The sequence below is a fragment of the Pedobacter nototheniae genome (assembly GCF_032678625.1).
Classification (GTDB): domain Bacteria; phylum Bacteroidota; class Bacteroidia; order Sphingobacteriales; family Sphingobacteriaceae; genus Pedobacter; species Pedobacter nototheniae_A.
Genome location: NZ_JAVTSO010000002.1, coordinates 567,426 through 589,666, shown reverse-complemented (window position 1 = coordinate 589,666; position 22,241 = coordinate 567,426). Strand labels below are relative to the sequence as shown.

Genomic DNA, 22,241 nt, shown 5'->3' with positions numbered 1-22,241 from the left:
AATGAAATACCTGATTTCCTTTTTAAGCCTTTATTTAGTGGCTTTAACAAGCTTTGGGCAAAACAATTATGATGCAGATCTGATTCCGGCTGAACTTAGGAACCGGGCAAATGCCTGTATCCGGGTACAGGAAAAAACAGTTGATATGCGTTCGCCTGATAATGTAATCATCCATACACAAAGTGCCATTACTGTTTTGAATAAAAATGGTGACGATGCAGCCAGACTGGTTATTTATTATGATAAAAGCACCAGTATAAAAAGCATTAAAGGCGAAGTGTATAATGCGGGTGGTAAATTGGTTAGTAAATTTACCCAAAGCAATTTTAATGATGAAAGTGCAGCAGATGGTTTCTCTTTATTTACCGATAACCGGGTAAAACACTATCTGCCGGCGGTAAATGTTTATCCCTACACCATAGTTTACGATTACGAAATCAGAAATAAACAAAATTTATCCATTCCCGATTGGAACCCCAAACCTGCAAATGATGTTTCGGTAGAGAAAAGCACTTATACTTTTATTTATAAACCAGCAGATCAGCTTAAAATTAAAGTGCAAAATTTTTCTGGAACACCAAAAGAAACCATCGACGATAAGCAAAAAACACTAACCTGGACAATCAGCAATCTTCCGGCTATAAAAACCGAACCCTATCACCCCGATCCGGAAACTTACCTGCCTGTTGTTAAAATTGCACCACAAAACTTTATTTATTACGGCCATAAAGGAAATTACACCAACTGGCAGCAATTTGGCAAATGGGTTTATGATGACCTTTTAAAAGGCCGTGATGCATTACCAGCCGCTACCGTACAAAATATCCACGATTTGGTAAAGGATGAAAAAAGTGATAAGGATAAAGCTAAAATAATATATGATTACTTACAGAAAAAAACCAGGTATGTGAGCGTTCAGGTTGGTATTGGTGGTTTACAACCATTACCTGCTGCTGATGTAGATCGATTAGGTTATGGCGATTGTAAGGCTTTGGTTAATTATATGCAAAGCTTGTTGAATGCTGTAGGCATAGAATCTTATTATTGCGTAGTTGAAGCCGGAGATTTTAAAAAGAGTTTAGAAACAGATTTTGCAAGTGCCATACAGGGAAATCATATTATTTTATGTTTACCCCTCAAAGGAGATACAACCTGGTTAGAATGTACCAATCAGAAAATTCCCTTTGGTTTTTTGGGCGATTTTACAGATGACAGAACTGTTTTAGCCTGTACAGCAGCAGGTGGAAAGTTACTTAACACGCCAAAATTGACAACACAAAATAACCTGCAGGTTCGTAAAGGCAATTTAATACTTGAAAAAGATGGCAACATTAATGGCAACATAAATACAGTGTTTTCTGGAGCCCAATATGATAATCATGAAGAATTTATTGGCAAACCGCTAACAGAACAACACAAGCTGTTAAAAGAAGCTTATGATGTAGATAACATAGATTTTGATACTATAAATTATACGCAGAAGAAAAGTATTGCGCCCGAACTGATAGAGGATTTGAAACTTAATATCAGAAATTATGCACCTGTAAACGGAGAAAAAATGTTTTTACAATTAAATGCCTTTAATGTTAAAGCTACAATCCCTGATGTTCGTAACCGAATATTGCCTCTTTACATTAACCGTGGTTTTACAGATGAAGATACCTTGATTTATACACTTCCCGAAAATGTGAATACCACATTAATATTTCCTGCAAATAAAAATTTTAAAGGAATATTTGGAGAATATATTGCAAAAACAACCTTAGATGGCAACAAATTAACTTATTACCGTAAACTCGTTATAAATGATGGAACTTTTCCGGCAAAAGAATATGCTGCCTTTTCGAAGTTTTTAAGTGATGTAAACTCGGCCGATCACCTTAAACTGGCACTTAGCTTAAAAAAATAATACCCAGTGTAATGCCTACAATCATAATTAAATACATGAGTATTTCTGTAGTCGCAAAACGCTTGTATTTAGTCCAGAAAGAATAATCACGATCTTGATTTGGCATATTTATTAATTTTGTACAAAAATAGGCAATTAGATTTAATAACCTGAATTTAGCATTCACAACCTGCTTCTATTGAAGTTAATGAATGGAAAAATATTTGAGTAATATCATTATTCATCAAATAGATAAAAATTCCTAAAAGCTATGCATTTTTTAACAATTTTGTTACGCAAGCACAATATCTGCTAAAAAATAACGTATAAGTTATTCTGTATCAAGGAAGATAGTATTAGATGAGGAAACATATTTTAGGCATTGCCGTATTGGCATTGTTAGCGATGGGGATTGTAGGTACCAGTTGGAAAGCGGTGGAGGCTCCACAATCACAACAACAAATATTAAAAAATATAGCAGAAGATAGCTTATATAGTCAATACATTTCTAACCTGTATCATGCAGTGCGTTTAGATTCTGCAGGGCTTAATGAAGACGTTTTCGAAAAGGCTTTAACCGGTTATTACAATATGAAATACTCGGGTTTGCTCCACTCAAAATCTATACTAACCATTGCTGATTTTGATCAGGAAAGCCGTAAAAAGCGATTATATGTAATCGACGTTGATAAAAAAGAATTATTAATTAATACCTGGGTAGCCCATGGAGAAAAAAGCGGAGGCGATAAGCCTACTCAATTCTCTAACGCTATAAATTCCAATCAAAGCAGTCTTGGCTTTTATTTAACCGGCGAAATTTATTTCGGCAAACATGGCCGTTCATTAAAATTAGATGGTATGGATCAAGGCTTTAACAACAACGCACGTGAAAGAGCTGTTGTAATGCATGGAGCAGATTATGTATGTCAGGAAACCATTGATCAGCTTGGGCGTTTAGGCAGAAGCCAGGGTTGCCCTGCGGTTTCTTCCAGATTGGCCAACACCATTATTAATGCCATTTCAGATCATACTGTTTTATTTATTAATAATTCCGATCAAGCTTATAATTCTTCGTTTTTAAACGAGCACCTGGCTGCAAGTGTAGTGAACAACAACCAACAGCAAGTTTTGGCGGCACAAATGGATTAGTATTTTTTCAATTTTTTAGCATTAAGGTTATCCGGCAAAATTTTAATAAAAGTGCCTTTGTAACGGGCTAAAAAATCCCACAGCCAGCGGTTGCTGTCTACTTGCTTTTCGCCGCAATCTACAACTTCTGCGCGTTTAATTAACTTCCTGATTAAAGCCTGAATGCACTTTATTTTAATGGCTTTATGAACAATCAACCCAATATAATCGCAATAGATATGAACCAATATCTCTACGATTAAAGAATCATCCGTAATGTTTAATGCTTTGTTGAACTCCTTTTCATAGTTTTCTTTGATGGTTTTAGCCAGCATTTCAAATCTGATCGACTTATGGTCTTGTAAAAATCCCCATAATGCTGCATTGCTGTAAACCCTGATCAATGCAGGTTCATAGTCTATTTTAATCTGATTATTTTCTGTCAACCCTATACTATCCATGCACAAATTAAGTTATTCCACCTCATAATTGTTCTGTTTAAAACTGTATTCGCTTAACACACAATTAACTAAATTGTTTAATGGTTTTGCCTTATAATGTGGGTAAAATTTTAGGGCTTCGGCAAATTATTTTAAGCATCTTTGGGGTTTGAAAAACACCACCGATTCATGAAGATTGTAATTGCAGAAAAGCCTTCTGTTGGTCGCGAGCTTGCAAAAGTTTTTGGCGCAACCAGCAGAAAAGATGGATACATTGAGGGTAAAGGATATTCTTTTACCTGGGCATTTGGGCATTTATTACAGTTGGCACCACCTCAGGAGTATGGCTTTATTGGCTGGCGCAAGCAACATTTACCTATGCTGCCACAAAAATTTAAACTTTCGGTAAGGAAAATAAAAAGTAAGGATGGCTTTATAGAAGATCCTGCGGTGAGGAAGCAACTGGATACCATTAAAAAACTGTTTGATGAAGCAACCGAAATCATAGTTGCAACAGATGCCGGGCGCGAAGGTGAACTCATCTTCAGGTATATTTACTATTATTTAAAATGCAAAAAGCCATTCAAAAGGTTATGGATTTCTTCTCAAACTGATGAAGCCATTAAAGATGGTTTTAGAAATTTAAAGCCTGGTACAGATTACGATACCCTTTTTAACTCTGCACATTGTCGTTCAGAATCTGATTGGCTCGTTGGCATGAACGCAACCCAGGCCTTAAGTATATCTGCCGGTAACCGTAGTGTTTTATCATTAGGCAGGGTTCAAACCCCAACTTTAGCCATGATATGTGCCCGCTTTCTTGAGGTTAAAAACTTCGTTCCTCAAACTTATTATCAAATCAGTATTCTGCTGAGTAAAGATGAGCAGGTATTTAAAGCCATTTCTACCTCAAATTACAAGGATAAAGCCGAAGCCGATGTTTTATTTGCGCAGGTTGAAGATGTAGCTTCAGGTTTTGCTACCGGTGGTAACATTACTGCTGTTGAAGCAAAACCACGGAAAGAACCTCCTCCACTTTTGCACGATTTAAGTAGTTTACAGCAGGAAGCAAATAAGAAAAAAGGATTTACCGCCGACCAGACTTTAAACCTTTTACAGAACCTTTACGAGAGCAAGCTGGTTTCTTATCCACGTACCGGTAGCCGCTACATTGGCGATGACGTTTTTGCAGGGGTACCACAATTAATAGAGAAATTTACTGATCACCCGGATTTTGGTAAACAAGCTACATTTTTGCAAACCATTAGCTTAAATAAAAGAAGTGTCAATGCTAAAAAAGTTACCGATCACCATGCCATTCTGCCAACCGGAGAAAATGCTTACGGTTTAAGCAGCGATAAACAAGCCATCTATGATATGGTTGTTGGGCGTATGATTGAAGCTTTTCACCAGGAATGTTTAAAGGAAATCACTAAAATTACCATCCAGTCTGGCACCACATTTTTAGCCAATGGTACTGTAATTCGTTCTGCCGGCTGGCGTTCTGTTTTTAATGAAACAGAAGATGATAAAAAGGATGAAGATAATGCAGCTTTACCCAAAGTGGCAGTGGGCGAGCAATTACCCATTACAGAAAAAGCACTATTGGAAAAACAAACCAAGCCTAAACCCATGTACAATGAGGCTTCACTATTAAAAGCCCTCGAAACTTCTGGTAAGGAAATTGAAGATGAAGAATTACGTTACGCCATGAAAGATAGTGGTTTGGGAACTCCAGCCACCCGGGCCGCAATTATTGAAACCTTAATTACCCGGGAATATATTATCAGAGAAAAAAGAAACCTGGTGCCAACACATAAAGGCTTAGCTGTTTACGAAGTAGTAAAAGATAAACAGATTGCACAGGCAGAATTAACCGGTCAGTGGGAAAAGAGGCTCGAAGAAATTAGAGGAGGTGCTTCAGTTAAGGATTTTAAAGCGGAAATAACCGAATATACCAAAACCATTACCAACGAGCTCTTAATTGCCGGAGCATCCATCTCTGATAAGTTATCCGATAAAAAACCGGAAAAAGTTTAGTTAAAAATATTCTTCGATAAAGGCGATTGCATTTTCCATAATGGAATCGTCTTTTTGAATAAAGCCCAAAGCACCTGCATTTAAATAATCCTGTTCAAATGTGTTTTTATCATTACCAGAAAACATACAGATTTTTAAAGATGGCTGCAATTTTAAAATTTCCCGCACCCGATCAGGGCTGCTATCGCCTCCTGGCATATTTATATCTAAAATTAACAAATCAAATTCTTCCTCTTTAATGTGCTGAAAAGCATTGTCGAAATTGAATGCTTCATAAATTTTTGGTGAATTAAATAAATTATTCAGATGTCCTTTTATAATCAGGCGCATCATATCATTATCGTCAACAACAAGAATTTTTAAACACTTTTGCATTAAAGGCTCGAAATTATTTTAGATTTTTATTAAACAGCGGGTAAACGCCACATTTAAATGTAATTACTATACAAACAGCTGGAATAAAGATTTATTCAGCCATTAACCTAAGAATATTTCAAGTTTACAGTGAATTTGGGAGTCTTAAAATACATAACAATTGGGATTAGGGATGATTTCTCAAAAATAAGAATTTAATTGACTTTTGGGTAAAAAATCAATATTTAGGCTTTCTTTTTAGATTGACATAAATTCCCAGGCGCTGTGATAAGTACCCAAATCTTCAGCATAGCGCATAAAATCAGCATAAAAAGGAAATTTAGAAAGTGTTGACCCATCACCAATAACAACTAATTTTTTCTTCGCCCTCGTCATGGCGACGTTCATCCTGCGTGTATCGGATAAAAATCCAATGGCACCATCACTATTGCTTCGCGTTAAACTGATGTACACAATATCCCGCTCCTGCCCCTGAAAACTATCAATGGTATTTACCGCTATTTTATCGAGATAACTTGATAGGGCTGTTTCCGTTTGCACCAATTCCTTTAAAATTTGTACCTGCTGCTTGTACGGCGAAATAATGGCTACCGATGGAAATGATCCTGTTAAATTCTTTTCCTCCAGTTTTTCGGCCAGGTTAACTAAATGCCTGCCTAAAAATGAAGCTTCTTCGGGATTTGTTGTACTCGTTCCTTCAAGTTTTTCATCAAAGCTACAGCCCGAGGTATCAATAAAACTTAAAGCTTCATCATCCGGAAACAACAGTTGGCTGGCCACTGAAAAATGTGCTTCCAATTTATCTTCATAAAATACCTTTGAAGAATATGCCATAATATGCTCATGCATGCGGTATTGCTCTTTTAACAACACAACTGATTCGGGATGAAGCAGAACAGTCTTTTCTAATAAAGTATGACTTAAACCATTTTTTGCAGCCTCATTTGACTTTATGGTTGGCGATAGCTGAAAATGATCACCAGCAAGGATAAGTTTTTGTCCCTTTAAAATAGGAATCCAGCAAGCAGGCTCTAAAGCTTGTCCGGCTTCATCTATCACAACGGTATGGTACTTTAAATTTTTAACCGTGTAATGATTGGCACCAACTAAAGTTGCAGCAATAATTTGTGCCTTGTTAAACAGGCTATCCATAATATACTGCTCTGTTTTTTCTACTTCTTTTCCTATTTTATGCGCTTCATCAAAAAGAGCTTTTCTTTGATCCCGTTCTGCCTTGCCAAAACTTCTTTTATACTTATGAGCCATGTTCTTGTACTCATTTGCTTGTTTCTTTAAAGCTTTAATGGTTTTAATATCCGGATGATCTGCCATTTTATAATCTAAAGTAGTACCCAGCAATCTTTCCGAAACCCGGGCCGGATTGCCTACACGGATAACATTTAAACCCTCTTCGGCTAATTTCTCTGTCAATAAATCTACAGCAGTATTGCTGGGCGCCACAACCAAAATTTTCTGATGATTTTGTTTGGCAAGTGCTTTTATTGCCTGTACCAGTGTGGTGGTTTTTCCGGTTCCTGGCGGACCATGAACAATAGCAAGCTGATTAGCCGTAACAATTTTACGAATAGCCTGCTGCTGCGACTCATTTAAATGATTAGGTAAAACAAACTCAGGTTCACTTTGAAATGAAGCCTGATCGCCTTTTGTTAAAATTTTTATTAATTCATTCTCCGTTTGATTTTCCGACTGGTTTGCAGCTTGTTTAAGTGCATTTTGCATTTCATCATAACTGTTGTTATCAAAAAGCAAATCCACTCCAAGCTTGCCATCCCTGGTCCAATCCGGCAATTCGTCTACCCTTAAACTAATCTTCATCCTGTTGCCACTCTGATGGGAAAGAGTTCCTTCAATCCTATCCTCCTGAGCATCATGATTAGAAAATAAAACTACGGACGAACCAAATCTAAACTGATGAGATAGATCCTGATGTGTAGTACGTTCCAGCTCAACCGTTAAATAATCTCCCCTTCCAACTTCTGTATTTCTAATGGCTATAGGGTACCAGGTTAACCCCAGATTTCTTCTGTCGGCAGCCGAAGTGTTTTCAGTTAATTTTAGATAAGATTTTAAATCCTCTTCCCGCTCGGTAAGAAGTAAATCCTGAAGTTTTTTAAAATATTCTTTTGGCAAAGGAAAAAGAGATTAACAAGTTTAAATAAAACGAGAGGCTTAAATATTTACAATACAAGCTGTTCGTGAAGCTTTTTTAAAGTTTCGGCTGCATCTGTACAAAAACCTGGGTGTACTTTTGAGCATTGCACTACCGTACTTCTTGTTGCCGTTAACCATCTAAATCTTGACGGCATATCGTATTGACCAATCGGTCCTGATCCTGCCTCGCCAGTACTTATTCTTTTAAAAGCTTCCAAATTTTCCTTTAATTCAAAAATATCTGTTTCAGGAGAGAATGCAGCAATACGTTTTTCATCAAGGTAAAAAATGCTGTTTAAAAACTTTTGTTTAGCACAAAATAAAATAATGCCCACATTAAGAAACTCTTCGCGCTCTACCCTTGGCATTACACGGATTACAGCATACTCAAATAAGAATTTCTCTTGCATGCTGTGCTTCTTTTAAAAATATGGATGAATGTGCCAGTCGGCTCTCTAAAAATTTAGCGTAGGCCTCTCTGTGCGCTTCTTTAGTTTCAAAATTCACTTCGCCCTCCAGCCAAACATCCGGAATTAAGTTTACGACTGCCCGGATATGCGCTGCGTTTAATACACGCTTAAATTCTGAATCAACCCATTCAAGTTCTGTTGCCCAAGGCAATAATACATGATCTTTTACTAAAGCAAATGGCCGTTTAGCTTGTTCTTCCCAGTTTTGCCAGGAGTGGTGGAAATATAATGATGCACCATGATCAATTAGCCAAAGTTCTTTATGCCAAACCAGCATATTTGTATTGCGGCAGGTACGGTCCATATTGGTTAAAAAACAATCCAGCCACACAATTTGCGAAGCGAGTTTAGCATCCACCTGGGTTACTGTAGGATCGAATGTGATGGCGCCTGATAAGTAATGTAAAGCCAGGTTAAGACCAACACTTGCTTTAAGCAGATCCTGAATTTCTTCATCAGGCTCAGTTCTGCCGAAAGCTTCATCTAAAGAAGCAAAAACGAGTTCGGGTACTTTAAAACCTAAAATACGCGCAATCTCGCCTCCAATGAGTTCTGCAATAAGTGCTCTTGGTCCCTGGCCTGCACCTCTAAATTTTAATACGTATAAAAAGCCATCATCGGCTTCGGCAATGGCAGGCATAGATCCACCCTCACGCAGGGGCGTAACGTATCGGGTTACATTTACGTTTCTAAGCTGAATTTGAAAATCGTTCATAAATAAGATCACAAAGCGATTTACAATTAAAATAGACGCTCTTTAAACTATTGCAAATTTAACAGAAATCCATTAATTATAGCAGTAAAGCAAACGCTCCTTATGCTTAATCAGAAAAGTTTACCCTATTTAAGCAAAAAAGGTGCATAAAAATTAAATCATGCACCAATGTTTCTTTAGCTTAAGTTAATCATGGCCTAAGTATTCAATCCCGGCAGGCGTCATTGCTGCAGACCATTGAACTGCTTCTCTATTTATTTTAATGAAACCCATTGCCTCCAATTCTTCATAAGTTTCTTCCATCCCCCCCAATATAGAGGAGCTTACCTGCTGATTAATTACCTCAAGTAGAGATATAATTTCTTCTTTTTCCATTGTATGTAAACGATTAAGGTTTGATAATAAACAGTATGCTCATTTAAATGTTTAAATATTTATCATTAAAACCTTCTGAAAATAATCATTTAAACTAAATAATTAAACATGCCATCTTCAGTTATCAGTCGCTTTAGTTATAATGCAGCATTAAATACCTTAAAAATCACCTTTATAACGGGTTTAACTTACGAATACAACAATGTACCGGAAGAAATTTTCGAAATATTAAAATCGGCTCCATCCAAAGGAAAGTACTTTAATGCTGCCATTAGAAATAAGTTTAAGTACAAAAAACTAAAGAAAAAGTGATGTTTATCTTTTCGAAAATTTTATTAAAAGAGCTAAACTTATGTTTTGTTCGCAGAATTTTATTAGAAATGTTAAATTTTCATTAAAAAAAGATTAAATAAATAAAAACATAACTAATTAATAATTAAAAACTTAATGAATACCTAAAAATATAGTTAAAATTTAATTATAATTTAAAAGTAAAAGAAGTAATAAAGAATTTGGAGATTTAAAAACAAGGCCTATATTTGTACCCGAGAGCGTTAATTTAGATACGGGTATATGACTTAGGTTATATGCCCGTTTTTTGTTTATAACACTTTTGAGTACTCAATAACCCGGTCTAAGCATATTTTTAACCACGATGTATACAATTGCGGCTGTTGCTTAATATCATTTTGCAAAACCTTTAAGTTTACATAACGGTAAGCTTGTACTTCATTTGGGTTAATTAAAGGAAGCTCGTCTGAGAAGCCAAAAAAAACATAATCAAACTCATTTTCCATTAAACCATTTTCCAATGGTGCTTTATAAATAAAACTAAAGGTATTCACCAGTTCGCAGCGCATTCCCATTTCTTCATGCAACCTGCGCTTGGCGGCATCTATATTGTTTTCGCCCAACCTGGGGTGGCTGCAACAGGTATTCGTCCATAAACTGGCAGAATGATATTTATCTCTTGTTCTTTGTTGAAGCAATAACTCATTTTTACTGTTAAAAATAAAAACAGAAAATGCCCGGTGCAACAAACCCTTCTGATGCGCTTCCATTTTCTCCATTATCCCCTGCGGCTCATCAAATTTATTGACCAGAATTACCTGTTCCATTTTTTATATAACATTAAGCTTATGCCGAATTAAAGAATCGAACATTAAACCAATTTTATGGTGGTTCGGTATCCTGATTCGTTCGGTCATGATTTTTTCTGCACTCAACAGTTTAATCTTGTTGAATAGTTTTTTATAGTAAACATATGCCAAATAAACTCCATTTCGTGAGCTTGAAGGTAGCATTTTAATACCAGAAAGGGCTATTTTGAATTCCTCTTCTATTTCTTTTTCTATTGCCTGCTTTTGATTATCACAAAACGTGGCCAGATTAACATTTGGGAAATAATTACGTTTAAGCGACTGGTAATCTGCCTTCACATCACGCAGAAAATTTACCTTTTGAAAAACTGAACCTAAAGTCATTGCAAAGGGTTTTAGCTTTTCATATTCCTGTTCATTTCCTTCAGTAAAAACCTTTAAACACATTAAACCAACTACTTCTGCCGAACCTAAAATATACGTATTATATAACTCTGGTGTATATTTCTGTTCATCCAAATCCATTTCCATGCTATTTAGAAATAAGTGAATGAGTTGATGATCTATCTGATATTTATTTACAACGCCCTGAAAAGAATTTAAAATGGGATTTAAACTAATGCCAAAATTTATGGCCTCAAAAGTATCTTGTTTAAATTTATCCAGTAAATACTTCTTATCGAAACGATGAAAACTATCTACAATTTCATCAGCCAAACGAACAAAACTATAAATGGAATAAATCGGAGCACGCATTTCCTTTCCGAGAAAATAAATCCCTAATGAAAAACTCGTGCTATACCGCTTTGTGATTAGCTTGCTGCAATCTGTAGATAACTGATCAAAAATTTCTTTCATAAGGCTTTACGGAGTTGGGTAATATTTTCAAATTTAATTGACCATAAATAAAACATATGCTCAATATGGATACTGGAAATAGCCTTTTCAATAAAATTTAATTGCACTGTACACCCCAAAAATATTAATTTTTGCTTAATAGTCCTAAGAAAATAATTTGTAAAAATAGCCCCAGCCCCAAAATCATATTAGACTGGCGACTGCAAAACTGCATGAACTCGGAAAAGGTATAAGTCATTATTTTGTTTAAAAAATTGAATAATTTCTAAACAAAAAGATAGGGCTAAAGTTTTAAACGATTCTTTTCTAAGCAAAAGATTGCTCGCTAAGGAGCACGCCCCTTTCGCCATTACCCGTTTCTATAATATGGATGTGCTTATAGGATTGGCTAAACCAGTCAAAGCCCTGTTCCATATTTTGAATTGACACACTATTTAATGGATATTTCCTGTTGTTTTGCATGCAAAGTAAATTGCCGTTTGCCAATAAAAGAAAATCGCAATCATATCCCCTGTCTTGTAGCTCAATTACTTTCCGGGTTAATGATGCGTTCAATGGTCTGGATTTTACAATTCTGTTTTTCATAGGATGATGATTTTAGGGATGATTGATCTTATAGATCATACAAAGCATAATCTATACTACTACGAATTAAAACATAATATATTGTAATTCAATTTATTAAACAACATTATTTTTAGATTTTATTAAAATAGTTACACAAAAATCAGATTTTAACATTAAAATAGTGTGAGCATACATTCAGCAGAAAATAAGATTTAAAAAAAAATTACGCTTCCATCATTCTCACCATGAGTAATAATATAACCTTTACCAGTGATTTAAAAGTCGTGTCCAAATGTATTTTATTTTATATTTGACCAATCATCCTTTATTTTGCGTACAAAATACCTCCATTACTGAACATGAAACTAAAATGTATTGTGATTGATGATGATATTCATGCAATAAATGGCATAAAAGATTACATCAGTACCTTATCGAATATACAACTCACGCATGCCTATACAGATCCCTTACAGGCTTTGACAGAAATTAGCAGTGGCGGAAACGTAGACATCATATTTATGGATATTGATATGCCCATGATTTCGGGCATTGAATTATCAAAAGCCATCCGTCATAAAACAAATAAGCTAATTTTTACCACATCACACTCAAAATATGCCTACGAAGCCTTTGAAATGCATGCAAATGCTTATTTATTAAAACCTTACACCTTTGCAAGGTTTGCAGAAACCATTAACAGACTTTTTCCAAAAACACCAAGTATTCCGTCCACTAATTTAAAGCAGGATGAAGATTATTTCTTTGTGCGTAATAAAAACGAAAGAAACAATTTAATCAAAATCAGATACATTGATATTATTGCTGTAGAAAGCCTGCAGAATTACATTAGAATATATACCGTTGACGAAACTGTTGTAACTTATATTGCCTTGTCAGAAATCAAAATAATCCTTAAAGATTTACCCTATTTCATACAAGCCCACAGGTCATTTATTATAGCGAAAAAATACATAGAACAGATAGAAGGTTATACACTAAAAATGACGAATAATTTAACCGTCACGATTGGTATTCGTTTCCGTGAAGAGATACTGCAATACATCAGAGAGAAAACCATTAAAACCAGCCGTACATAACGGCTGGGTACAATCACTATTTTAAATAAGATGAGAAATAGTCGTTAACATGGTAACTGTTGGATCTGTGTTAAAATCTCTTTTAGTTAAATTTGATTTAAATACAAAAATTGTTTTTTTGATAATTTTAGCTTGCTGTTTCATGTTTTTTTTTTCTGAAACTTAGCCGCCTTTTAAATCGTCTAAAAAAACCTTACACTGATAATATGAAATCCTACACGGATAACTCTTTTCCCCAAAAATCCAATTTTCTAAATCGGATCATTAATAAAAAAAGACACTTTATTGCCTGGGCAATTTTCATTCTTTATGAAGCTATTATTATTGGCTTGTTGAGTGGTAGGTTTGGTTCTTTAACTGATTACGCCATTCACTACGCACTCAATATTTCATTATTTTATTTCAATGCACATATAGCCCTAATTGGCTCGCTTAAACATCCTAAACAAGCAATTTGGAGAATACCTTTATTAGTGATCATTGAGATAATAGTATACCTCGTTGCAATCTATTTTATAGAATATGTAATGGTTAACTTCAATAATTTTAAAAGCATAGATAAATTTGAATTCAGCTTAAAATATTTTGCTGGTCCTTTATACAGATGTTCGTATTTTATCGGTTTCTCGGTTGGTTATTTTTACATTCTTAATTTTATACAGGAGAGAAAGAAAACTGAAGAACTTGAAAAACAGCGTTTAAATAACTTAATCCAAATCGCAAAGTCAGAAAATGCTTTTTTAAAGGCGCAGATTAACCCACACTTTTTATTTAATACGCTTGATTTTATTTACCACAATGCGAGAGAATCTTCGCCAGTGGCTGCAGAAACCATACTCTCTTTGGCAGATATGATGCGTTATGCCGTGGATAGCGACTCTGAAGGAGAATTTATAACCCTGGGCGATGAAATTGACCAGGTAGAAAACCTGATTAACTTACATCAGTTGAGACAGAACCATTCATTACAAATCCATTTTGATTATGATGATGAAATAAGGTCTCAAAAAATTATTCCGCTGGTTTTAATCACACTGGTTGAGAATATTTTTAAACATGGCGATTTAAGTCATCAATCTCAACCTGCCTCTATTAACCTGGAATTACGTTCAGATGAGTTGATTCTGGAAACCTCAAATCTTGTTAACAGCATACAAAATAGCAATGGATTAAACTCCGGGATGGAAAATATCAGGAAACGTTTAAATTATGCTTACGGAACTCGGGTTTCATTTAATTTTTTTACGAATGAGAAAAATAATTTTATCGTATCATTAAAAATAAAAGGAATAAACGCATTAACCACCCAATAAAAAATCCGTTTCACCGAATTTCCAAATTCATTTTCCTTGATTAAAAGCTATAAATCCGTTACGAGTGATATTAAATCCGTTTTAAAAAGTTTTTTTTTTCATATTAAACATCCTTATTGTAATTTGCGTTATCAAAAACCTTAAAAATGTCAATAAGTTGCATCGCGATTGACGATGATCCTGGTTCATTAGAAAATTTAAAGGCCTACATGAGCAAATTACCCGATTTAAATCTGGTTAAAAGCTTTACGGAACCTTTAAAAGCCCTTGAAGAAATTTCTGTATCAAATCCTGTTGATATAATATTTATGGATGTGGAAATGCCTGCAATTTCGGGTATTGAACTTGCTGAATTATTAAGGCAAAAAACAAAACACCTTATTTTTACAACTGCACATGCTAAATATGCCATAGATGCATTTAAAGTTGATGCGGATGCTTATTTATTAAAGCCTTACTCAATTCTGCATTTTGCTAAAACAATAAATAATCTTTACCCGCCTGAAAAGAAGCAACCTGTACCCTTTTCCATTTCAGAAAATCATTTCTACATTCCACTTCAAACCCAGGAAGGGAATTTAGCCCAAATAGACTTAAATGAATTGGTTGCAGTAGAAAATTTAAAGGATGAAATATACTTTAAAACAATCAAAAGCACGCATTTAACTGTTAAACTGAACTTTTTAAAGGTCATGAAAATGCTTAACATGCATCCTTCATTCATACAGATTAATCCAAGGGCAATTGTATCAAAACAATACATTAAAAGTATAATTGGTGATCAAATTTTCCTGAAGGAAAACCTGTCTTACCGGCTTGAAGCTCCATTTAAAGAATCTTTTTCAGATTTCATTAAACAGAATCTTTTATTGCCGGGCAAGTCAAAAATGGCCCAATAACGCCTGCCGCTTTTTACTTTGTCCATAATTTCAGCATAAACAATTAAAACTTTTTTCAGAATATTTTGTATTAAAGAGGATCGTTTGATTATTAAAATTAATTATCCCTTGAAAAGAGTACTGGTTGTAGATGATGATCCTGATATTTTGGAGGTCTTTCAAATTGCTTTAGAAGCCGAAAATTACAAAGTTTATCCGTTATTATCGCCGAGATATATTTTTAAAACCGTGAAAGAGTTTAACCCGGATTTAATTATTCTCGATATTATGCTAAACGGAATGGATGGCAGAGCCGTTTTTAAAGAATTGAAGTTAAACCCCGAAACATTAGGTATACCCATCATTATGGCTTCTGCGAGATATGATGAAGATTATATCGTATCGCAAAAATATCATCCCGATTTTTACCTTGAGAAACCATTTAATATGGCAGATATGCTTCAAAAAGTAAATGCTTTGACCAATAATTAAAAAAAGATGAATTTTAAACAACTTGTACCTATTGCACTCTTCCTGTTAGCGACATCGATAAATGCACAGGCCCAAACAAGCCGACCTGATAAATTGTACACAATGAGCGGGATTGGTTTTACTTTTCCTATGGGAGAAACGGCCGATTATTTAAAACCTAAATTCTCAACCTCCTTAGGAATTAATCTGGGGCTTGGCGATGGGGGGTTATTTTTATACCCCAAGGTTAGTTTACATGCTTTTACTTTTAATGAAATAACGCCGGATGCCGGATATAATTATACCCTGCAGAAAGGACGATCCACTACTTATCTGCTAAACGTAGCGCTGGGTTATAGAAAAATAGTAGATAAATGGGCCTTTTATGGTTTTGCTGGTGCTGGTGGAGGATTTATCCTAACACCAAGAGCAATGGTAAACCAGGCAAACATGCAGGTGCTTATGGACAACAAGTCTATTGGAACAGGAATTGCCGAAGGAGGAGCGGGTATAGAATATAACCTTGGCGGCGCTAACTTATTTGTGGAAGCAAGTTACATGTACGGCTTTAGCAAAATACAAAATAGAGTATTTAATACTGTTCCTATATCCATTGGTATAAAACCGAATTTAAGTAAGTTACTGAGTAAATTATAGGTTAAAAAACCTAATAGAGGCGATTGTATAGCTATACAATCGCTTTTCGTGTTTAAAACTAAAAACATTTGCAACAAAGTGAAGAAAAATAAAATTTAAAAGTTTTTTTTACTAAATATTTTAGCATAGATTTGTGTTTATAATTAAGCATAAATGTTATACGCAGTTGTAGATATAGAGACCACCGGAGGACATGCATCGGCAAATGGAATTACTGAAATTGCCATAAACATTCATAACGGCCAGGAAATTATAGAATCTTACAATACTTTAATTAACCCAAAGCAGGATATCCCTGACTATATAACGGCGCTGACTGGTATTGACAACAAAATGGTGGTTGATGCACCTGCTTTTGAAGATGTAGCCTTACAAATTTATCAGCTGTTAAATGATAAGGTTTTTGTAGCCCATAATGTAAACTTCGATTATTCTTTTATAAAACATCATCTGTCGCACTCGGGTTACGACTTACAATGTAAAAAACTTTGTACGGTTAGATTGAGTCGCAAGCTTTTTCCGGGTAAGGCATCTTATAGTCTGGGCAAATTATGTACGGTACTCGAAATACCAATCCAAAACCGGCACCGGGCTGCAGGAGATGCGGATGCAACAAGCATTCTGTTTAATTTACTTTTAGAAAATGATGCCGATGGTGTTATTACAGAAATGCTAAAAAAGACCTCTAAAGAACAGGTTTTACCTCCACATTTAGATAAAAAACACATCCTTAACCTTCCAAATAAACCTGGCGTTTATTACTTTAAAGATAGTAAAGGCAAAATTATTTATGTTGGAAAAGCAAAGGATTTAAAAAAACGGGTAACGAGTCATTTTTCAGGAAATAAACCCAACCGCCAGCGGCAGGATTTTATGAGAACCATTCATCATGTAGATTATGTAGTGTGCGGAACTGAACTGATGGCACTGATTTTAGAAGCCAACGAAATTAAACGCTTATGGCCAGAAAATAACAGGGCTATGAAACGTTATGAACACAAATATGATCTGTATGTTTTTGAAGATCAAAATGGTTATTTACGTTTAGCAATAGATAAGCATAAAAAGAACAACCATGCTTTACAGAGTTTTAATAATTTACTGGAAGGATATAACTTTTTAAATCAACTGGTAGAAAAGCACCAGCTATGTGCCCGGTTATGTTATTTACAAAAAACCAAAACTAAATGCATGGCACATGAAAACGGACAATGTTTTGGAGCTTGCAGTGGTATAGAAACTGTTGCGGTTTATAATAAAAGGCTAAATAATGCTTTACAGGAGCTTTCAAATCTTCAGCCCAGTTTTGCCCTGGTAGATGAAGGCCGTGAAAATGAAGAATTAAGTTGCTTGATTGTAGAAAATGGAAAGTTTTACGGCATGGGTTATTTTACAGATAAACACTACCTGGAAGAAGGTTTATCCGCCGTTAAAACTGATCTCCCTACTTACCAATCCAACAGTTATATTTTAAATTTAATTTTGCACCATGCGGAGCAGTATCCAGGTAAACTGTATAAACTTTAGGTGTAATCCGTTAACTTCATGCCTGTGCTACCAATTTATCTTTCCGTTATTATTTGTACCTTTATGATAACTAATCATTAACTAAAATAAAAATATGACTAAATCACTTTGGATTAATCTTCCTGTAAAGGATGTTAACAAATCAAAAGTTTTTTTTACTCAACTGGGCTTTAAATTAAACTTGCAATATGGAAGCCGCGAAGATTCTGCTTGCTTTTTAGTAGGCGAAAGCAATTTTGTGGTTATGCTTTTTGAAGAAAACCTGTTTACAAGTTTGATTAATGCAGATGTGCCTGATCCTAAATCCGGTAGCGAAGTTATGTTTTCTATTGATGCGGAAAGCCCCGAAGAGGTTAATGAGATTGCTAAAAAAGTAACCGATGCTGGTGGTACAATTTTTAGTGAGCCACAGGAAAATCAAGGCTGGATGTATGGTTGTGCTTTTCAGGATTTAGACGGTCATCGCTGGAATGTTTTGCATATGGATATGACAAAAATGCCTTTAGGATAACAGTAAACCTGGTGTTAAATTATACTTAACACTAGGCTTAATCAACTTAAATCTCTTCTAAAGCAGACTTGATGGCTTCATAAATATAATCCAGATCTTCGTTACTTATAATGTAAGGGGGAAGAATATAAATGATATTTCCAAGCGGTCTTAAAATAATTCCTTTATCTAAAAAGTAAGCATAAAGCAGGTTTCTTAGGTTACTTAAATAAGAAGTTTCATTTCCGGTTTCCCACTCAATTACAATAATTGTTCCGGTATGCCTTGCCGTTTTAACCTTTTTATGATCCTTTATTTCATTTAAAAATACCTTGTGCTTTTGTTCTATCCGCTTAATATTTTCGAGTGTTTTGCTTTCCAATAAAATATCCATACTGGCCAAAGAGGCTACGCATGCAATTGGATTGGCCGTAAATGAGTGTCCATGATACAATGTTTTAAGTTTATCATCACTTAAAAAAGCATCAAAAATTTTATCTGTACAGGTGGTAACACCCAGTGGCATGGTTCCACCGGTTAAGCCCTTACTTAAGCAAAAAATGTCTGGTCTGTTCTCCAATTTTTCACAGGCAAAATAGGTTCCCGTACGACCAAAACCTGTCATTACTTCATCGGCGATTAACAAGATATCATTTGCCTTACAGATCGTTAAAAGTGCATCGAGGTGCTTAGCTTCGTACATTAGCATTCCTCCTGCACCTAAAATGAGTGGTTCAAAAATGAAACAGGCAATTTCAGATTTCAGTTCCGATATTCTTTCCTGAAGGGCAGAAAGGTTCTCTTCGTTTGGTAAATCGATAAATTCTACATCGAACAAAAGGCTATTAAACGGATCAGTAAAAATACTTCTTCCACTTACAGACATGGCCCCAAATGTATCGCCGTGGTAAGCGTTTTTAAAGGCAAGAATTTTAGTTTTTGGTTTACCGAGATTATCCCAATATTGAAGACACATTTTAAGGGCAACCTCTACGGCTGTAGAGCCATTGTCTGTATAAAAGACCTTATCCTGTTTTCCGGGTAAAAGAGGCAATAATCGCTCTGCAAGCAAAACGGCGGGTTCGTGTGTAAAACCCGCAAAAATAACATGTTCTAAAGTATTTAACTGTTCTGATACCTTTTGTGCAATATGAGGGTGCGAATGTCCGTGGATATTTACCCACCATGACGACACGGCATCAATATAGCGTTTTCCATTCTCATCAAAAACATATACACCTTCTCCCCTTACAATTGGAATATGCGGTAAAGCATTTTTCATTTGTGTATAAGGGTGCCAAATTACTTTTTTATCTCTCTCCGATAAGCTCATCATTTCTAAATATTTCTTCAACAGGCTCTATTTTGCCTTTAATTAATAACCAAACAATATAAACCACTAAAATTATGGTACATAGCAAAGAACCTTCTGCACCAAATAAACCGCCAGAAAACAAAGGATTTCCAACTGGTTTAGCCACCATTAATCCTGGAGCATCCAAACCGCTCACTTTAAAACCTAATAATGTTCCCTGGCAAAAATTCCAGCCAAAATGTATCCCTACAGCCCACCATATATTTCGTTTTTGTAAGGTAACAATTGAAAACAAAATGCCACTTAAAGCAATATTGATCATAGGAACAACCGAAAAGTTGGGGTTCGAAAAATGAATCAACCCAAATAATAATCCATTTATAACAATGGCCACCGGAATTAAATAACGTTCAGAAAATACCACTAATGGAAAAGTCCTGAAAACAAATTCTTCCGAAATGCCCACTAAAATAAAGAATACCAAATAAGCTAAAATAGAAGTTAATGCAATCTCTGACTTAAAGAAAACAACATTTCCACTGGCATAAATAACTGCAGTGCAACAGGTAATTAATACAAAACCAATTAAGGTTCCTTTTAAAAAGCTTGATAAAACGTTATGTGAGGAGATAAATACACCTGAAAAACTTCGTGTAGGAAACATTTTAAAAATCATCATTAGTGCACCTAAGGTCATAATGATTAAAGAAAATTCGTTAAATAAATTACTGGAGAAACTTCCTTCAGCAAATTTAAAAACCTTCATATGATCAAGGATGCCGAAAGGAATGCCCCATATAAAAATTAAAAAACCGAATAAAATAACGCTGAAAACAGGCTTTAAGTAATAAAGAAACCTATTTTCCATTTGCCTGTAATTGATTTTTCAATAATATTACCACTGTTTTATCTGTTTTAAAGGTAATTTCGTCAAGAGATAAATCTTCAATTTTCACCCATCGGAAAGCCTGCAAAAGGTCTCCCTCTCCATCAAAATCGTATATTTTTGTTTTAAAAGCCAGTTGTAAAGGTGCTTTTTCTTTAACTAAATAATAAACACTAATTACCTGGCTATCATTAAAGGAAGACTTTTCGTAAAAATCTGTAGTATAAAAATGAGAAATCACCTCAACCTCGGCCTCACACTCTTCTATAAACTCTCGTTTAAGTCCATCTATCAAACCTTCTCCAAACTCTAAGCCACCGCCAGGAAATTTACTGAAGCGTACGCCATATTCCTGCTCATCGCTTACCAAAACCTCGCCATTCTGGTTAATTAATAAACCGTAAACCCTTACATTAAAATAACTCATTATCGAAGTGTTTTTTATTTTTTATAACAATTTCCGGTGTCCATACAATTTCATTCCTAAACGCCTCTGCCCTAACCTTGCATTCGCTCATGTGGCAATAGTGGCAGCATTCAGGCAAACATGGGTCGGCATGAATAAAGAGTTCAGCCCGCCTCAATCCGTTTTTATTAATCAACTCATCAATTTGTGATATCTCCCGGTGCACCTGGTTTAAATCAAAGTAATAAGGCAATGTAACATGGCAATCGATATGAAATTCGGGGCCATATTGCTGTGTGCGCAAATTGTGCACATCAATCCATGGATTATGCCGGTTTTCCTGTAAAACGCTTACAACTTCTTCTACCAGCGTAAAGTCACTTTCGTCCATTAAGCCACCAACTGAGCCTCGCGTAAGCTGATATCCGGAGTATACGATATAAAAACCAACGAGTACGGATAGCAAGCTATCCAGCCAGATAATACCGGTTACCTGAATTAAAATTAAACCAACTACAATTGCCGCACTGGTATAGGTATCGGTTAGTAAATGTTTTCCATCTGCTTTTAAAGTAACAGAATGTTCTTTTTCCCCAACCTTGATCAGGTATAACCCTACTACCATATTAATTAAGCCGGTTACGCCAATTATTAAAGTACCTTCCAATAATTTGGATACAGCATGTGGGTAAATAAGGTTATAAGAAGATTTAAAAATGATGATAACTCCAGCTAAAAGAATAAGGATTCCCTCTACAAAAGCAGAGAAAAATTCTACCTTTCCATGTCCATAAGGATGGTTTTCATCTTTTGGCCGGGTACTCAGGTAAATACTGTAAAAAGCAAAGCTTCCGGCAATTACATTTACAATACTTTCGGCGGCATCAGTTAAAATGGCATTTGAACCTGTAATAAAATAAGCCACGAACTTGGCCAGCATTAAAATAATACTGACCGCCAACGATAAAATAATTGCCTTTTTTTTAACTGTCACAAAGATTTTTTTTCAAAAATACGCTTATCAGTTAAATTAAATGAGAAAAACTATGTCTTTTTTAGTGCAGAATAAT

At 35.2% G+C, this 22,241-nt stretch carries 25 protein-coding genes; 11 read left to right on the top strand and 14 right to left on the bottom strand.

Annotation, left to right across the window (positions count from 1 at the left end; all coding sequences use genetic code 11):
• Position 1: 1 nt before the first annotated feature.
• Positions 2 to 1,909 carry a DUF3857 domain-containing transglutaminase family protein gene (locus R2Q77_RS08235; RefSeq protein WP_316803242.1) on the top strand — a complete coding sequence of 636 codons (1,908 nt, stop codon included), beginning with the start codon at positions 2 to 4 and terminating at the stop codon, positions 1,907 to 1,909.
• Here the strand turns inward: R2Q77_RS08235 and R2Q77_RS08230 are convergent.
• Positions 1,893 to 2,015, bottom strand: coding sequence for a hypothetical protein (locus tag R2Q77_RS08230; protein ID WP_316803241.1), 123 nt, complete (start codon positions 2,013 to 2,015; stop codon positions 1,893 to 1,895). The two genes, R2Q77_RS08235 and R2Q77_RS08230, sit on opposite strands and share 17 nt — an antisense overlap.
• A 233-nt stretch (positions 2,016 to 2,248) precedes the next feature.
• On the opposite strand from R2Q77_RS08230, the gene R2Q77_RS08225 reads away from it, so the two are divergent.
• A complete protein-coding gene (locus R2Q77_RS08225) occupies positions 2,249 to 3,037 on the top strand; it encodes a murein L,D-transpeptidase catalytic domain family protein (protein WP_316803240.1) in 789 nt (262 codons plus the stop codon).
• Here R2Q77_RS08225 and R2Q77_RS08220 read toward each other — a convergent pair.
• Complete coding sequence (locus R2Q77_RS08220; protein WP_316803239.1) at positions 3,034 to 3,477, bottom strand: hypothetical protein; 444 nt, start codon at positions 3,475 to 3,477, stop codon at positions 3,034 to 3,036. The two genes, R2Q77_RS08225 and R2Q77_RS08220, sit on opposite strands and share 4 nt — an antisense overlap.
• A 168-nt stretch (positions 3,478 to 3,645) precedes the next feature.
• On the opposite strand from R2Q77_RS08220, the gene topB reads away from it, so the two are divergent.
• Positions 3,646 to 5,496, top strand: coding sequence for a DNA topoisomerase III (gene topB / locus R2Q77_RS08215; protein WP_316803238.1), 1,851 nt, complete (start codon positions 3,646 to 3,648; stop codon positions 5,494 to 5,496).
• Here the strand turns inward: topB and R2Q77_RS08210 are convergent, their stop codons facing one another.
• The 5 genes from R2Q77_RS08210 to R2Q77_RS08190 all read right to left on the bottom strand — a co-directional run bounded on the left by R2Q77_RS08210 (position 5,497) and on the right by R2Q77_RS08190 (position 9,603).
• Positions 5,497 to 5,871, bottom strand: coding sequence for a response regulator transcription factor (locus R2Q77_RS08210; RefSeq protein WP_316803237.1), 375 nt, complete (start codon positions 5,869 to 5,871; stop codon positions 5,497 to 5,499). It lies immediately after the preceding gene.
• A gap of 237 nt (positions 5,872 to 6,108) precedes the next feature.
• Entirely contained in the window at positions 6,109 to 8,022 is a 1,914-nt protein-coding gene (locus R2Q77_RS08205) for an AAA domain-containing protein (protein ID WP_316803236.1), read from the bottom strand.
• Positions 8,023 to 8,069: 47 nt separating this feature from the next.
• Positions 8,070 to 8,453, bottom strand: a complete 384-nt coding sequence (locus tag R2Q77_RS08200; RefSeq protein ID WP_316803235.1) for a DUF3037 domain-containing protein — start codon at positions 8,451 to 8,453, stop codon at positions 8,070 to 8,072.
• Complete coding sequence (locus R2Q77_RS08195) at positions 8,431 to 9,228, bottom strand: HipA family kinase (protein WP_316803234.1); 798 nt, start codon at positions 9,226 to 9,228, stop codon at positions 8,431 to 8,433. The genes R2Q77_RS08200 and R2Q77_RS08195 overlap by 23 nt, the downstream gene beginning before the upstream one ends.
• Before the next feature lie 186 nt (positions 9,229 to 9,414).
• Positions 9,415 to 9,603 (bottom strand): hypothetical protein, encoded by a 189-nt coding sequence (locus tag R2Q77_RS08190; protein WP_316803233.1) that lies wholly within the window; start codon positions 9,601 to 9,603, stop codon positions 9,415 to 9,417.
• A 108-nt stretch (positions 9,604 to 9,711) separates the two neighbouring features.
• Here R2Q77_RS08190 and R2Q77_RS08185 point away from each other — a divergent pair, with 108 nt between their 5' ends.
• Positions 9,712 to 9,915 carry a KTSC domain-containing protein gene (locus R2Q77_RS08185; RefSeq protein WP_316803232.1) on the top strand — a complete coding sequence of 68 codons (204 nt, stop codon included), beginning with the start codon at positions 9,712 to 9,714 and terminating at the stop codon, positions 9,913 to 9,915.
• Positions 9,916 to 10,205: 290 nt separating this feature from the next.
• Here the strand turns inward: R2Q77_RS08185 and idi are convergent, their stop codons facing one another.
• The 3 genes from idi to R2Q77_RS08170 all read right to left on the bottom strand — a co-directional run bounded on the left by idi (position 10,206) and on the right by R2Q77_RS08170 (position 12,146).
• Complete coding sequence (gene idi, locus R2Q77_RS08180) at positions 10,206 to 10,721, bottom strand: isopentenyl-diphosphate Delta-isomerase (protein ID WP_316803231.1); 516 nt, start codon at positions 10,719 to 10,721, stop codon at positions 10,206 to 10,208.
• 3 nt (positions 10,722 to 10,724) lie between these two features.
• A complete protein-coding gene (locus R2Q77_RS08175; RefSeq protein WP_316803230.1) occupies positions 10,725 to 11,561 on the bottom strand; it encodes a phytoene/squalene synthase family protein in 837 nt (278 codons plus the stop codon).
• Between the two features lie 306 nt (positions 11,562 to 11,867).
• Positions 11,868 to 12,146 carry a hypothetical protein gene (locus tag R2Q77_RS08170; protein ID WP_316803229.1) on the bottom strand — a complete coding sequence of 93 codons (279 nt, stop codon included), beginning with the start codon at positions 12,144 to 12,146 and terminating at the stop codon, positions 11,868 to 11,870.
• Between the two features lie 341 nt (positions 12,147 to 12,487).
• Here R2Q77_RS08170 and R2Q77_RS08165 point away from each other — a divergent pair, with 341 nt between their 5' ends.
• From R2Q77_RS08165 to R2Q77_RS08135, 7 genes are all read left to right on the top strand, one after another.
• A complete protein-coding gene (locus R2Q77_RS08165) occupies positions 12,488 to 13,228 on the top strand; it encodes a LytTR family DNA-binding domain-containing protein (protein ID WP_316803228.1) in 741 nt (246 codons plus the stop codon).
• Between the two features lie 206 nt (positions 13,229 to 13,434).
• Positions 13,435 to 14,541 carry a sensor histidine kinase gene (locus tag R2Q77_RS08160; protein ID WP_316803227.1) on the top strand — a complete coding sequence of 369 codons (1,107 nt, stop codon included), beginning with the start codon at positions 13,435 to 13,437 and terminating at the stop codon, positions 14,539 to 14,541.
• Positions 14,542 to 14,687: 146 nt separating this feature from the next.
• The gene (locus tag R2Q77_RS08155; RefSeq protein WP_316803226.1) at positions 14,688 to 15,440 is read left to right on the top strand and encodes a LytR/AlgR family response regulator transcription factor; all 753 of its coding nucleotides are present in this window, start codon (positions 14,688 to 14,690) and stop codon (positions 15,438 to 15,440) included.
• A gap of 108 nt (positions 15,441 to 15,548) precedes the next feature.
• On the top strand, positions 15,549 to 15,911 hold the full coding sequence (locus R2Q77_RS08150; RefSeq protein WP_316803225.1) for a response regulator transcription factor: 363 nt from the start codon (positions 15,549 to 15,551) through the stop codon (positions 15,909 to 15,911).
• Positions 15,912 to 15,917: 6 nt separating this feature from the next.
• Entirely contained in the window at positions 15,918 to 16,547 is a 630-nt protein-coding gene (locus R2Q77_RS08145) for a hypothetical protein (protein ID WP_316803224.1), read from the top strand.
• Between the two features lie 153 nt (positions 16,548 to 16,700).
• Positions 16,701 to 18,074, top strand: coding sequence for an exonuclease domain-containing protein (locus R2Q77_RS08140; RefSeq protein ID WP_316803223.1), 1,374 nt, complete (start codon positions 16,701 to 16,703; stop codon positions 18,072 to 18,074).
• Positions 18,075 to 18,168: 94 nt separating this feature from the next.
• On the top strand, positions 18,169 to 18,585 hold the full coding sequence (locus tag R2Q77_RS08135) for a VOC family protein (RefSeq protein WP_316803222.1): 417 nt from the start codon (positions 18,169 to 18,171) through the stop codon (positions 18,583 to 18,585).
• A 46-nt stretch (positions 18,586 to 18,631) separates the two neighbouring features.
• Here the strand turns inward: R2Q77_RS08135 and bioA are convergent, their stop codons facing one another.
• The 4 genes from bioA to R2Q77_RS08115 are packed head-to-tail and all read right to left on the bottom strand — an operon-like array spanning position 18,632 to position 22,165.
• On the bottom strand, positions 18,632 to 19,897 hold the full coding sequence (gene bioA / locus R2Q77_RS08130; RefSeq protein ID WP_316803608.1) for an adenosylmethionine--8-amino-7-oxononanoate transaminase: 1,266 nt from the start codon (positions 19,895 to 19,897) through the stop codon (positions 18,632 to 18,634).
• Complete coding sequence (locus R2Q77_RS08125; protein ID WP_316803221.1) at positions 19,875 to 20,747, bottom strand: CPBP family intramembrane glutamic endopeptidase; 873 nt, start codon at positions 20,745 to 20,747, stop codon at positions 19,875 to 19,877. The genes bioA and R2Q77_RS08125 overlap by 23 nt, the downstream gene beginning before the upstream one ends.
• The gene (locus R2Q77_RS08120) at positions 20,737 to 21,192 is read right to left on the bottom strand and encodes an NUDIX domain-containing protein (protein ID WP_316803220.1); all 456 of its coding nucleotides are present in this window, start codon (positions 21,190 to 21,192) and stop codon (positions 20,737 to 20,739) included. Before R2Q77_RS08120 ends, R2Q77_RS08125 begins: the two co-directional genes overlap by 11 nt.
• Positions 21,179 to 22,165: a cation diffusion facilitator family transporter gene (locus tag R2Q77_RS08115; RefSeq protein ID WP_316803219.1), complete on the bottom strand. Its 987-nt coding sequence runs from the start codon at positions 22,163 to 22,165 to the stop codon at positions 21,179 to 21,181. The genes R2Q77_RS08120 and R2Q77_RS08115 overlap by 14 nt, the downstream gene beginning before the upstream one ends.
• Between the last annotated feature and the right edge of the window lie 76 nt (positions 22,166 to 22,241).

Bases quoted from the DNA above. Each gene is read 5' to 3' on its own strand.
- R2Q77_RS08235 (WP_316803242.1), top strand. From the start codon at position 2: ATGAAATACCTGATTTCCTTTTTAAGCCTTTATTTAGTGGCTTTAACA.
- R2Q77_RS08230 (WP_316803241.1), bottom strand. From the start codon at position 2,015: ATGCCAAATCAAGATCGTGATTATTCTTTCTGGACTAAATACAAGCGT.
- R2Q77_RS08225 (WP_316803240.1), top strand. From the start codon at position 2,249: ATGAGGAAACATATTTTAGGCATTGCCGTATTGGCATTGTTAGCGATG.
- R2Q77_RS08220 (WP_316803239.1), bottom strand. From the start codon at position 3,477: ATGGATAGTATAGGGTTGACAGAAAATAATCAGATTAAAATAGACTAT.
- topB (WP_316803238.1), top strand. From the start codon at position 3,646: ATGAAGATTGTAATTGCAGAAAAGCCTTCTGTTGGTCGCGAGCTTGCA.
- R2Q77_RS08210 (WP_316803237.1), bottom strand. From the start codon at position 5,871: ATGCAAAAGTGTTTAAAAATTCTTGTTGTTGACGATAATGATATGATG.
- R2Q77_RS08200 (WP_316803235.1), bottom strand. From the start codon at position 8,453: ATGCAAGAGAAATTCTTATTTGAGTATGCTGTAATCCGTGTAATGCCA.
- R2Q77_RS08195 (WP_316803234.1), bottom strand. From the start codon at position 9,228: ATGAACGATTTTCAAATTCAGCTTAGAAACGTAAATGTAACCCGATAC.
- R2Q77_RS08190 (WP_316803233.1), bottom strand. From the start codon at position 9,603: ATGGAAAAAGAAGAAATTATATCTCTACTTGAGGTAATTAATCAGCAG.
- R2Q77_RS08185 (WP_316803232.1), top strand. From the start codon at position 9,712: ATGCCATCTTCAGTTATCAGTCGCTTTAGTTATAATGCAGCATTAAAT.
- idi (WP_316803231.1), bottom strand. From the start codon at position 10,721: ATGGAACAGGTAATTCTGGTCAATAAATTTGATGAGCCGCAGGGGATA.
- R2Q77_RS08175 (WP_316803230.1), bottom strand. From the start codon at position 11,561: ATGAAAGAAATTTTTGATCAGTTATCTACAGATTGCAGCAAGCTAATC.
- R2Q77_RS08170 (WP_316803229.1), bottom strand. From the start codon at position 12,146: ATGAAAAACAGAATTGTAAAATCCAGACCATTGAACGCATCATTAACC.
- R2Q77_RS08165 (WP_316803228.1), top strand. From the start codon at position 12,488: ATGAAACTAAAATGTATTGTGATTGATGATGATATTCATGCAATAAAT.
- R2Q77_RS08160 (WP_316803227.1), top strand. From the start codon at position 13,435: ATGAAATCCTACACGGATAACTCTTTTCCCCAAAAATCCAATTTTCTA.
- R2Q77_RS08155 (WP_316803226.1), top strand. From the start codon at position 14,688: ATGTCAATAAGTTGCATCGCGATTGACGATGATCCTGGTTCATTAGAA.
- R2Q77_RS08145 (WP_316803224.1), top strand. From the start codon at position 15,918: ATGAATTTTAAACAACTTGTACCTATTGCACTCTTCCTGTTAGCGACA.
- R2Q77_RS08140 (WP_316803223.1), top strand. From the start codon at position 16,701: ATGTTATACGCAGTTGTAGATATAGAGACCACCGGAGGACATGCATCG.
- R2Q77_RS08135 (WP_316803222.1), top strand. From the start codon at position 18,169: ATGACTAAATCACTTTGGATTAATCTTCCTGTAAAGGATGTTAACAAA.
- bioA (WP_316803608.1), bottom strand. From the start codon at position 19,897: ATGAGCTTATCGGAGAGAGATAAAAAAGTAATTTGGCACCCTTATACA.
- R2Q77_RS08125 (WP_316803221.1), bottom strand. From the start codon at position 20,747: ATGGAAAATAGGTTTCTTTATTACTTAAAGCCTGTTTTCAGCGTTATT.
- R2Q77_RS08120 (WP_316803220.1), bottom strand. From the start codon at position 21,192: ATGAGTTATTTTAATGTAAGGGTTTACGGTTTATTAATTAACCAGAAT.